General features: G+C 68.0%; 11 protein-coding genes. All 11 read right to left on the reverse strand.

The window, feature by feature from the left end; all coding sequences use genetic code 11:
- Positions 1-26: 26 nt before the first annotated feature.
- The 11 genes from BL254_RS16555 to BL254_RS16610 all read right to left on the reverse strand — a co-directional run bounded on the left by BL254_RS16555 (position 27) and on the right by BL254_RS16610 (position 11,667).
- Complete coding sequence (locus tag BL254_RS16555; RefSeq protein WP_047223899.1) at positions 27-440, reverse strand: cupin domain-containing protein; 414 nt, start codon at positions 438-440, stop codon at positions 27-29.
- A 123-nt stretch (positions 441-563) separates the two neighbouring features.
- Entirely contained in the window at positions 564-1,040 is a 477-nt protein-coding gene (locus tag BL254_RS16560; protein WP_047223898.1) for an SRPBCC family protein, read from the reverse strand.
- Positions 1,041-1,092: 52 nt separating this feature from the next.
- Positions 1,093-1,437, reverse strand: coding sequence for an antibiotic biosynthesis monooxygenase (locus BL254_RS16565; protein WP_076843947.1), 345 nt, complete (start codon positions 1,435-1,437; stop codon positions 1,093-1,095).
- 468 nt (positions 1,438-1,905) lie between these two features.
- Positions 1,906-2,160, reverse strand: coding sequence for a phosphopantetheine-binding protein (locus BL254_RS16570; RefSeq protein WP_047223896.1), 255 nt, complete (start codon positions 2,158-2,160; stop codon positions 1,906-1,908).
- Positions 2,138-2,527, reverse strand: coding sequence for a TcmI family type II polyketide cyclase (locus tag BL254_RS16575; protein ID WP_047223895.1), 390 nt, complete (start codon positions 2,525-2,527; stop codon positions 2,138-2,140). Before BL254_RS16575 ends, BL254_RS16570 begins: the two co-directional genes overlap by 23 nt.
- 377 nt (positions 2,528-2,904) lie before the next feature.
- Positions 2,905-4,050, reverse strand: coding sequence for a LuxR C-terminal-related transcriptional regulator (locus BL254_RS28520; RefSeq protein ID WP_254858238.1), 1,146 nt, complete (start codon positions 4,048-4,050; stop codon positions 2,905-2,907).
- Between the two features lie 18 nt (positions 4,051-4,068).
- Positions 4,069-4,713 (reverse strand): ATP/GTP-binding protein, encoded by a 645-nt coding sequence (locus tag BL254_RS16590; protein ID WP_047223893.1) that lies wholly within the window; start codon positions 4,711-4,713, stop codon positions 4,069-4,071.
- Entirely contained in the window at positions 4,694-5,062 is a 369-nt protein-coding gene (locus BL254_RS16595) for a DUF742 domain-containing protein (RefSeq protein ID WP_047223892.1), read from the reverse strand. Before BL254_RS16595 ends, BL254_RS16590 begins: the two co-directional genes overlap by 20 nt.
- Positions 5,063-5,281: 219 nt before the next feature.
- On the reverse strand, positions 5,282-5,701 hold the full coding sequence (locus BL254_RS16600) for a roadblock/LC7 domain-containing protein (protein WP_013872032.1): 420 nt from the start codon (positions 5,699-5,701) through the stop codon (positions 5,282-5,284).
- Positions 5,701-8,544, reverse strand: a complete 2,844-nt coding sequence (locus tag BL254_RS16605) for an ATP-binding protein (protein WP_047223891.1) — start codon at positions 8,542-8,544, stop codon at positions 5,701-5,703. The genes BL254_RS16600 and BL254_RS16605 overlap by 1 nt, the downstream gene beginning before the upstream one ends.
- 636 nt (positions 8,545-9,180) lie before the next feature.
- Positions 9,181-11,667, reverse strand: a complete 2,487-nt coding sequence (locus BL254_RS16610; RefSeq protein ID WP_076843951.1) for a serine/threonine-protein kinase — start codon at positions 11,665-11,667, stop codon at positions 9,181-9,183.
- Positions 11,668-11,714 lie beyond the last annotated feature (47 nt).

Consider the following 11,714-nt stretch of genomic DNA (forward strand, 5'->3'; position numbering starts at 1 on the left):
TCCATAGCGGGTGTTTCGGGGCTGGGTCAGGGCTGGGGGAGCGGTTCGGTGTCGACGTGGCCGAGGTCCGGCCGCGGTGCCAGCGGGCTGAGATGAAAGACGAGGAAGGCGGTCTCGTCGCCGTCGTTGACGATCCGGTGGCGGGTGCCGATCGGGATGAGCAACCCGTGCTCGGCGGGGAGCGCGGTGTGTTCGCCGTCGAGCCGCGCGACGACCTGCCCGGACACGCAGTACAGGAACTCCTCGGAGTACGGGTGCCAGTGTTCGCTGACGAACTCGCCGGGCCGCAGCGTCAGCGTGCCGAGGAAGCCGGACTTGGCGCCCACCGTCGCGGGGGACAGCAGCGTGCGGATGTCGCCACCGCGGCGGCGGTTGGCCGGGACGTCATGGATGGAGAGCACCTTCGGCGTCACGGCCGGGTTGTCGGTCGTCAGGGTCATCGCTTCTCCTTGAGTGCGTCGCGGACCTCCCGGAGCCGCCTGATCGGCTTCCGGGACGGGATCCGATGGGCCCGGCGCTGCGCGCGGGATTCACAACAGACGCCAGGCCCTGATCGGAGCTGATCAGACCTGCTGAGGAAGGGCCTTCGCGTGCTGGGCGGCCCGCTCGACCTTCTCCCGGATGACGCCCATCTCCCGTCGGGTGTTGTTGTTAATGTTGTTGGTCATCCACTCGTCGTCGACCGGCGCGTCCGGGCGCATGTGGAAGTCCTGCACCCAGCGCATCCTGGTGCCGGCGCCTTCGGGTTCGTAGGTCCACTCGATGTTCATGAACTCGAAGGGGCCTGGTTCGACCCGGCGTGCCCGGACGCGGTGCTTCTCCGGATCCAGTGTCCGTTCCGAGACCCAGCTCCAGACCTTTCCGTTCGCGTCCGGGTGCATCGTCAGACGGAACCTGAAGGTCTGGTTCTGGTGCTCGAGAATCTCCACCGCGGCGTATTCGGTGAAAAGATTCGGCCAGTCCTCGAGATTGTTTGTGATCGTCCAGACCAGATCGATGTCGGCGTCGATCCAGATCGAGTTCTCCGTGTGCCCGGCCATGGCTCTCCGTTTGCTTGACGATGTTCCGGTCGAGAAAGCTGTCGGCGCTGGTTCAGCCAGCCTGCTCGGCGTACGCGCGCGCGCCGACTCCGGGCAGGTGCGCCACCACGGTCCCGGTGGCCGCGGAGAAGCTGGTGCRCAGCGCGTGCAGCCGCTTCCGGTGCTCCAAGTGCTCGGGATTGCGCTGGAACTCCTGGTACGCCTGCTCGTTGGCCCACTCGCCGAATATGTAGTAGGTGCTGGGATCGTCCGTGGAACGGACCAGCCAGGCGCCGAGATTTCCCGGTTGTTTGGCGGCGTCCGGAGCGACCTGCAGCCAGGTCTCCTCGAACTCGCGTTCCCGGCCGGGTATGATCTGCTGCGTAAGAACGATCCGGAAAGTGCTGGAAGCACTCATCGGGTATCTCCGTTCGGATGTCTGTGGTCAGGTTCGGGCCAGCGCGGGACACGGCCCGTGGCGCCATCGCTGATATGTCTGAACCGGCTCGTCATCCGGGTACACGTGCCAGCGGACGGCGAAGAACCACAGATGGTCGACTTCGCCCGTTCGACGGCTTCTGGATGCCCCCTTCGCTGGACGTCCCTCCGCACCGGATCCGGGGTCGGAGCCCGCCGGATCCGGCGGGAGCTCCGAGCCGACAGGGCCCACGTACGATCGTGTCGTCCTCGGCCCTGGAGCGTCGGTCAGACGGTCGCCAGGTGTCCGGTCCCGGTCGGGGACGGACATCGTGTGCGCGGACGGCTGTCGGCACAACCGCGCGTTCCCCCTGGTTGCATGATTCTCGCTGTCCGGTCGTGAATTCCTGTCGGATACGGAGTGAATTCCTGTCGGATACGAGACGGAGCCGCCGGTCCGGTCGACAGCCTATGCGACRCCGGCTCTGGCGGTGCTGTTGATGGTGGTGAGGATTTCGGCGAGAGTGTAGTCCTCGGGCGGCTCCGCCGGCAGTTCGACGCCGAAGGTGTCGAGGACGACGGTCTGCAGGTGCAGGTAGGCCAGTGAGTCCACCCCGACCTCGGCGAACGTGACGCCAAGATGGTCGGGCCGCTCGTCGGCGACGAGTACCGTGCGTTCCACGAGGAAGTCGAGCAGTTGGTCAGCGGTCCACTGATCCGCCATGGTTCTCTCCTTCGTCATGGTGATCCGGTTTCACCGGGTGCCGATCCGCGACCCATGAATAGAAGTTCCGGGCGATCGCGTCGCGTGGGCTGCGCCAGGTGTCCGGATCGTACGCGGTGATGTGTCTGGCGAGTTTCGTGTTGACGTCGACGAACAATGGGTGCTCGCGTACGGCGGGCAGGGCGGGCGCCACGTCGTCGGTCGCCTCGATCAGATGAAAGTAAAGTCCGTGAAAACTGAAGAGATCACGCCGGACGACGCCCAGCAGGTGTGGCAGCTCCCCGTCGTCCGATTCTCGGAAGATATCGGCGACGGGGGGTTCGTCGTCAGCACTGACACGAGCCACGATGAGAGTACGGTGCGTCATTCGACGGCCCTGTTCCGGGCCGCCGGAAGCCGGCCGGAGAATATTGACATGCCTGCCCCCTGACAGCTTGAAGAAAAGGACGGGCAAGCATGCCGCACCGTCGGCGTCGATGGTGCGGAAGCTGCCCGCGCAAGTCAGTGACCCGACGCCGTCGTCGGTGGTTCCGGTGTGAGAGCCGATGCGGTGGCCATCGCCCAGCCTGGTCAGCGCGAGTGCCGCAAGGCGTCACTTCGCGAAGGCTGGGGCCTGGCCGCCGCTCCGGCCCGTCTCTCTACGGAAGCATGAGGTATTGGGCCTGTCGTGTCTCGCAGTTGGCATGGCAAGAACGTGTAGTGGCAACTTGGTGCCGCTGGTGTGGCTCCACCGGCGTGGAAGTGCTATAGCCAGTCTTTTTTCGCCGCGAGGATGCCGGCCTGGAACCGGCTGCGGGCATCCATTCGTCGCATGAGATCAGCGATCATACGCCGGACTGTTCGTACCGACACGCCGAGGTGTCGGGCAGCGGCCTCGTCCTTGGCGCCGAGGCTCAGAAGTCGCAGCAGGAGGCGCTCGGAGTCGCTTGGAGCGGAATTGTCAATTCGTTGTTTTTTTGTGTTCGGGAGACCGCCGGCCTRATCGATCAGGTTGGCCTGGCCGGCCAGGCCGCGAACGGTGGAGGAGCCGCTACTGTCACCCGGCGCGCCCTGGCCGAAGGCGATGTGGTCGAGGCCGGCGCGCCGGAGTTCGGCCTGGTCGAGCTCACCGGCCCGTTCCAGGGGCCGCGCGGCTCTCCAGAGCTGATCGAACAGCATCGTGACCAGACCCGTCAGTGCCGGCTCCTGGAGCAGCAGCGCACAGCCACGCTCGTCGTCCGGGTCGGACGCCAGCAGGAGCAGGGCGGTCTCACGGTCGGCGATGGCCACGTCCGCCAGCGGGGCGTCGGCCATCCGCAGTTCCAGGCCCTGCGCGTCGACGAGGTCGCATCCGGCGGGGGCGTCGTCCCCCTGAGCCGGGCGTGGCCGGATGGCGCGTATGGCGACCCCGCGGCGGAGGGCCTGCAGCACGGCCTGGGAGCACTCCGCCGTCATGATCGATGGCTGCCAGGGTCGGGTGTGCAGAACCAGCAGCTCCCGTTTGGCCTGGGCTACGAGATCGAGCAGCTGGTCTGTGACCGCTTCCGCGCCCTTCAGTCGCACGACATCGACGGCCTGCTCCGGCTGCCGGCCCTGCATGTAGTCGGCGACCAGCGTGCTCACCTGCATACGAGCGCGGATGAGTTCCTCCTGTCGGCGGATGAGCTGATCGTGTTGCTGTCGGAACAACTGTTCGAGAGGAACCTCGGGGTGCACGGCGACCAGCCGGTCGGGGTTCTCGCGGGAGGGCACCAGCAGCGAGAGTTCGACGAGCCTGTCGCAGGCCTGCCGGATGGTGGTCGTGGAACACCCAAGGGCGATGCTTACCTCCTCGGCGCTCATGTCCTTCCGGCGTAGCCACAACCGGTAGGCAGCGAGAGCGATGTCATCGATACCGAGAAGGTCGAGCATCGTCATCTCCCCGGTCGACTAGTCCACGCGGGTGTTGGCCCTGGGCAGGCCCCGTTGCGCCTCTTCGCTCGTGACCACGTCGAGGGAGTGACGGACCAGCGCCACCAGGGCCTGTCTGACGGATTCCCGCCGGCGCGCGTCACAGAAGATGATGGGCCGGCGGGGGTCGACGTCGAGCGCGTTGCGGACCTCGTCGAGCCGATATTCCCTGGCGCCTTCGAACCGGTTGACCGCCACCAGGAACGGAATATCCCGCTCCTCGAAATAGTCGACCGCCGGGAACGAGTCGGCGAGCCGGCGGGTGTCGACCAGGACGATGGCGCCGATAGCGCCGAGAACCAGTTCGTCCCACATGAACCAGAAACGGTCCTGGCCAGGTGTGCCGAACAGGTAGAGAATCACGCTGTCGAGCAGTGTGATTCGGCCGAAGTCCATGGCGACCGTCGTCGTGGTCTTGGCACCGACCTGGGAGGTGTCGTCGATGCCGAGGCTCGCCGAGGTCAGTGCGGCTTCGGTCGTGAGCGGGGGAATCTCGCTGACCGTCCCGACGAACGTCGTCTTTCCGGCGCCAAAGCCACCGGCGATTATGATTTTGACCGGGCTGGGCGCCGGGCTGGCTATCTGTCTGCCGACCGTGTGCGGTCTAGAGGGTCTGTAGTCCATCGAGCACCTTTTCCATCAGCGCCACGTCGGGACGCTCGCTCGGTCGGGCTGGGCGGGTGACGCGTACGAGACCGGCGTCGATCATGTCGCCGACGAGAACACGTGCCACGCCGACCGGCAGGTTGAGCTGCGCGGATATTTCCGCGATCGACTGGATGCTCTGGCAGAGCAGCACGATGTTCCGTTGTTCTGGATCAAGAGTTCGGACCATCGCGCGCCCGTGCTCCGTCGTCGACACCAGAGCCACCAGCTCCAGCGCGCGATTGGCCGCCGGTCGCGTCCGGCCGCCGGTGACGGCATAGGGACGGACGACCGGACCTGCGTCGTCGTCGTACCACTCCTCGTCCACCGGTCCTCCTGATCAGGGCTTGACAGTAATCGCTGAAATTCGTCCTGCCGGAACTCGTCCCGTGAAAATCGTTCGGTCAAGAATCCGCCGACATCGGGCGGCGGTGGTCGGCGGCACTGTGCTGGAAACTCGGCCCGACGACGACCGTTCGGGCCGAGTTCCGGCGGAAACTCTCGCGGGACAAACCGGAACCCGGGCCGCCAGGGTTCCGGTTTGCTGTCAGCGGGGGAGCGCGGCCTGCATCTCGGCACGCAGTTCGGGGGTGAGGAACTCGCCGACACGGATGACCAGCAGCGCCATTTCGTAGGCGATCAGACCGATGTCGGCGCCGGGCGTGCTGAGGATGGCCAGACAGGACCCGTCACCGACCGCCGTGACGAAGAGAAATCCCTGCTCCATCTCGACGATCGTCTGGCGGACGTTGCCGCCGCCGAAGAAACGGCCGGCGCCGCGAGCCAGGCTGTTGAAGCCCGAGGCGACCGCGGCCAGCTGGTCGGCTGTCGTCCGGTTCATTCCGTTCGAGGTGGCGAGCAGGAGGCCGTCCGCCGACAACACGACGGCATAGGTAACCTCCGGGACTTTCCGCGTGAGGTTGTTCAACAGCCAGCTCATGTTCTCGACCGGGCCGATGTGGCGCATTACATCACCCTTTTCGCGTCGTCGTCGCCGTTCGGGTTCGGTCCCTCCTGTAGACCTCGGCCGAAGTTGGACTGGAAGGAGGACATCATGGATCGGATCTCGTCCGGTGACCGCGTTCCGGTGAGGAGCGACGGTGCGACGGGAGCGTTGGTGGGTGTCCCCTTCAGTTCAGGCGCGAGGCTGGCCCGCCGCTGCCGTTTGGGCAGCCCCGTCTCGTCGGGCTGCCCGGGCGGGGCGGCCGGCGCGGCCGACGCCTGGGGGAACCCGGAGCCGGTACCTGAGAACGGCTCTGCCGCGGGGCCGCTCCTCCTGCGGTTGGGCAGGCCGCGCTGCCGCTGCGCATCCAGTGGGTCGGCCCACCGGTCCGCTGGTTGCGGCCAGCCAGCGGGCGCGCTGGGCGCGTCGTCCCAGCGGGCGGACGGAAGTGGCGGTGGGGCGGGGCTGTCCGACGGTGGCTCGGTCCAGGAGTTGGGCTCGAGCGCCAGGTTGTTGGAGCGCAACCGCTCCCGCGGATGTTCGTTCCCGATGCCGTCGTCAACGCCGGTGCCGGTGTCGGCGTCCCCGTCACCGAGCTGGTCGGATTCGGAAACGAACCAGCTTGAACGGATTGTGGGGAAGACCGGCAGATCGTCCATGAGCGGCCTGTCCTCACCGCCACCGCCACCGCCGGAGCCGGAGGTGGCGGACGGCATCGGCGACGCACTCACCGACAGCAGTTCGCTGGTGTCGAAGGAGCCGGAGAGGGGGAGCCGGTCATCCAGCGGGTCCGAATCGTCCATGGGGATCGGGTCCCGCAGCGAGAGCGGCTTGCTGATGGCGAGCGAATCGGTGAGCGCGGTCGGGTCACCGAAGTCGATGGAATCCTCCAGGTGCGCGTCCAGGGGCACGTCCAACGGTGCGTCCAGTGCCGGCGTCCTGGTCCGCTCGGGCCTGGACGTGGTCGGCTCCTCCTGCGGGGCGTCGTCGATCTCGCGCAGCAGGTTGGTCGGGACCAGGACGATGGCCAGGGTGCCGCCGTACGGCGACGGCCGCAGACGGACCTGGATGTCGTGCCGTTGGGCGAGGCGACCGACGACGAACAGGCCCAGTCGTTCACTGGTACGGAGGTCGAACGGAGGCGGGTTGCTCAGCCGTCCGTTGATCTCCGCGTATTCCTCGTCGGTCATGCCCAGGCCGCGGTCCTCGACCTCGATCACGGATCCGTTGGAGACCTGGTGCCCGGACACGTGCACGGGGGTGTGCGGCGGGGAGAAGGAGGTGGCGTTCTCGATCAGTTCCGCGAGCATGTGGATCACGTCACCGACGGCATGCCCGCCGATGGCGGAACCGGCGATCGGCAGCACCTTCACCCGGGTGTAGTCCTCGACCTCGGCGACCGCGCCACGCACGACATCCTTGATCGCAACCGGCCGCCGCCAGCCACGGGCGGGCTTCGACCCGGACAGCACGATGAGGTCCTCGGCGTGACGGCGCATACGGGTCGCCAGGTGGTCGAGCCGGAACAGTTCGGCCAGCTCGTCCGGGTCGGTCTCCTTGCGCTCCAGCGCGTCGATGACCTTCAGCTGACGGTGGATGAGCGCCTGGCTGCGGCGGGCGAGGTTGAGGAAGGTGTCGCCGATGCTCTTGCGCATCGCAGCCTGTTCGACAGCGGTGCGCACGGCGACCTGGTGGACGGTGCCGAACGCCTCGCCCACCTGCCCGATCTCGTCCTTCGTCCCGATCCGGATGGGGAAGACCTCGGTTTCGACCTGGACCTGCTCGCCGCGGTGCAGCCGTTCCACAACGCTGGGCAGGCTGTCGTTGGCCACCTCGAGGGCAGCCCCCCGCAGCCGCCGAAGCTGGCGGATCATGGGGCTTGCGACGAGCAGCGAGATACCCACCGACACGGCCAGGACCAGCGCGACGAGGAGGCTGCTCAGCCAGGCGTTGCGAGTCGCGTGCGAGGCGATCGCGTTGCTCTCCTTCGTCAGGTCGGCCGCGATCTGGTTTTCCACCAGGCGTATCCGGGAGATCTTGTCCGCCATGGACTCCAGGGCACGCTGGCTGTCGATGGTGATCGGTTGGTTCATCTGGGCCGCGAACACGATGGCGTCGCGCATCTGGGAGACGCTGTCCGCGACCGGGCCGACCGTTTTGTCGTAAAAGTCCTGTTCCTCCAGGGAGGCGGTGGTGCGGAACTGCGCGATCCAGGCATCCTCGGCACCGGCGTTCGCCTGTGCCTGTTTGACGACCGCGACGTTGGTCTGGTGGAAGAGGATCACCGAGATGCTGCCGCGTTGCTGGGCGGCGGCCTCTCTCGCCCGTGACACGCTGGTGAGGGCGCCGACGTAGTTGATCAGTTTGGCGTTGTCGGTGCCGGCTCCCACCTGGGCGATGAGATCGAGCAGGTCGTTGATGCTTTTGTTGTAGAACTCCGTGTTCTTCACGCGGTCGGTCTGCCGCTGGTCGATCGCCTGCCGATGGTCGGGAACCTGGTCGAGCTGGCGCTGGATGGTGTCTATGACCTGCTGTAGGTCCTCGGTCACGCTCTTGGGGAGCCTGGTCGCCTCCCGCTGGTAGGTCGTGACGGCGGTGTCAGTCGGGCCGCGCCTGGCCTGCATCTCCTCGACGCCCTCACGGAATTGGCTGCCCACGACCGCGGAAGAGGCATAGCGTTCCTGCTGGAGTGCGTCAATAAGATCGTTGACTTTGGTTGAGAAGGCTGCGAGGTCCCGCACCCGGTTGCCTGTGTCGACGCTCTCAAGGTCGGCGCGCACCTGGAGGGCGCTAAAAACGGCCAACGCCACCAGCGGGAGGATGAGAATGGCTACCAACTTGGAGCGGATTGGCCAGTTCTGGAGCATCCGATCCTCTCCTTCGACGCAGTGTCCTGACGCCTTGTCGGGGCGAGCGTTCTGGTTCGGCGTTCCGTGTGCCGGCTTACACCTCGATCCACGGCGAAGACCGTGGCCGCGGCTCTTTCCCCCTGGGCCGGACAACTGTACCCGGGCTATTAAGCCCTCTCTGAACAGGGGTATAGGGGGGTGGGGAACGGGCTCGAATCGGATCAATAGGCGATCATCGGTTGGCCGTCCGGTCATRCTCGGGCAGCCCGCCGGCCGGCTCCGGGATAGGCGCGGATGATATTCGTGACGGATTGCGCGGCCCGATGATCGACGTTCGTTGTTGTGACTGGCGAGCTGCGAAAAGGTTAGTCGTGGACGGGTGGGTGTTTACGGATTGTGGGTCGGTAGACGGCCGAGTTGAAAGACAGTGGACATCGGGTCGCGCCGGGAATGGTCCGGAATCTGTCCCCGAACTGTCCCGGTCGGCCGCGGTCGGCGGGCCGGAGACGAGAAAGTGCAACAGTCAGGTGTCGTTCGGACCACTACCTGGTGCCGGTCACCGGGAAATCACCGCCACGGCCACCGGTGGGTGGTGGGGTCGGCGTTGATAGTGTCGGGACAGGCACTACCGGTCAGGCGCCCGCCATGCGTCGATCATTCCGACGGGTTGGGGCGGGCCCCGGCCCGGGCGGTCACGTGGGCGCCGTTGGGCACCGCACGCACCTCACCGGCCGTCCGGACGAGGGGATACACGGCGAAGTAATAGGTGGCCCCGTCCTGCGGGTCCCGCAGGTGCCAGCCACCTCTGATCTCCAGGCTGCTGTTGGTGACCTTCGCACGCCGGGCGGCCGGATCGTCCGGCCCGGTGGGGGTGGTGTCGTGCCGCCACAGCACGCGGGCTTCGGTGATGCCCGGCGGCATCTGGAACGTCAGGGTGATCGTGTTGCCCTGGTCCACGGCCCGCAGCGCCCGGATGTGCGGCCCCGGCCGGTGCCGGATGGAACGGCCGACGACCGCCCTGTCCTCGGCGATGCTGACCGGCGTGTACACCGTCGGGCCGGCTGTCGGGTCGGCCGCCGGGTCGGGCGCCGGGTCGGGCGCCGCGGTGTCGACCAGCCGCCCACGCCGGCTGGAGCCGACCAGGCGTTCCCGTCCCCGCAGGGACGCGGTGGACAGCTCGTGATCAACAGGGCCGAACGGTTCCGGCTCCGCCGCCGGTCGCGGGCCGTGCTCGTGGCCCGCCGGGTCACCTCCGGGGGCCTCCGGCGCGGACGCCCCCGCCTCGGACGCCCCCGCCTCGGCTCCCGCTACCGCCACCGGATCCGGCGGTGCCTCGGTGGCATAGATCCGGACCAGCGCGCCGGGTACCGTCGTCCACCGCAGGACTGTCGTTCCGCCGCTGTCGTCCACCTCGAGGTCCAGGACGGGCCGGGGCCGCCTGACCACGGTCACGACCACCTCCACCCCGCTGGTGTGGGCCAGCGCGCCGAAGGGATCCGGATAGGACACCCGCACCCGGTACCGGTAGGTCGCCCCGGTCTGCACGTCGCGGTCGACATGCTGTCCGCCGGTGGCGCGGAAGCGGCGGGCGGCCCCCCGGAACGGCGACGACTCGTCGAAGGTCCGCTCGATCAGCACGTCGTCGTAGCCCGCGTCGAGCCGCCAGGCCAGCGCCACACCGTCGCCGTCCATGTGGGCGCGCAGGCTGGTGACCTCCGGGACGATCACCAGCGGTGGGGTACGGACCGGTTTCGACCGTCTGCCGCCAGCCGTCGACATCACCTCGTGCCAGACCGTCACCCCTCGGGGCACGCCCGCGTCGGACAGCTCGGTCGAACCGGTCGTGCCCAGGCTGCGCTCGAAGCGCCCGCCCGGCGCGCTCGGGTCGGCGACCACCCGCAGAACACGGAAGGCGACCGGCCCCGCCGAGCGCGGCGGGGTCCATCGCAGGAGCACCGCGCCGTTGTCCTCCCTGGCGGTGAGGTTGGACGGCGGCGCGAGCGCGCCGGACTCGCTGGTCCCGCCGGGGCCGCTGGCATCGGCGATGTGGCCGTCGTCGACGCCGGCGGGATCGACCGCCTTCGGTTGTGGACGGGCCGGCCCGTCCACAACGGCAGTGCCGCCACCGCCACCGGTGCCGCCGGTGCCCTCGTCGACGACGGTGCTGCCCCCGTCGACAACGGTGCTGCCGCTGTCGGGGATGGTGCCGAAGGAATAGCGGGTACCGATGTCGTCACGGCGGACGATCCGCGAGCGCCCGCCAGCCTGCGTCTGCGTCCCGGCCCGTGCCGAGGTGGCTGGCGCGCTGCCCGGCCGTGCCGTGGCGATGTCCGCCAGCAGCTGGCGCGCCTGCCGCGCGGTCATGCGCGCACGCGGGTCCTTCTCGAGCAGACCGATGAGGACGTCGACCAGCGGGCCGGCCAGCCTGGTCGGCGTCGGCGGTTGGAACAGGATCGCCGCCACCATCGCCGCGAAGGTCTCCCGGTAGAACGGCGGCCTGCCCTCCACCGCGAAGTAGAGGGTCGCGCCGAGGCCGAACAGGTCGGCCTCCGGGGTGGCGGGGTCACCGTTGAGCCGTTCCGGTGACATGTACGAGGGCGTGYCGAGCACCCCGGTGACGGTGAGGGCGGAGTCGCTGTCCCGGGTGGCRATGCCGAAGTCCGTCAGCACCACCCGGCCTTCCGTGCCGATCAGCACGTTCGAGGGTTTCACGTCCCGGTGCAGGATGCCGAAGGCATGGGCGGCCTCCAGCGCGTCGCTGATCGCGACTCCGACGCGGGCCACCTCGGCGACCGGTAACGGACCATGGCCGCGGACCAGTTGGAGCAGCGACTGGGACGGCACGAGCTCCATCACGATCCATGGCAGGCCGTTCTCGACGACGACGTCGAGGATGGTCACCACGTGCTGGTGGCCGCGCAGCCTCGCGGCGTGCCGGGCCTCCCGCAGCGCCCGCTCGACCCGGTCGGCGCGTTCGGACGGGTCGAGACCGTCCTCGAGGTCGATTTCCTTGAGCGCGGCGTCGGCCAGYAGCACCTCGTCGAAGGCGCGCCAGACCGTGCCCATTCCGCCGGCACCAAGCCGTTCGATGAGCCGGTACCGGCCGGCCACAAGGCGGTTCACCTCTGGAGCGGCAGCCACGTCGCCCCCTCCGTGATGTTTTCGTACCGCGTTCTCCCAGTGCAGCA

Source organism: Protofrankia sp. BMG5.30, assembly GCF_001983005.1.
Classification (GTDB): Bacteria; Actinomycetota; Actinomycetes; order Frankiales; family Frankiaceae; genus Protofrankia; species Protofrankia coriariae.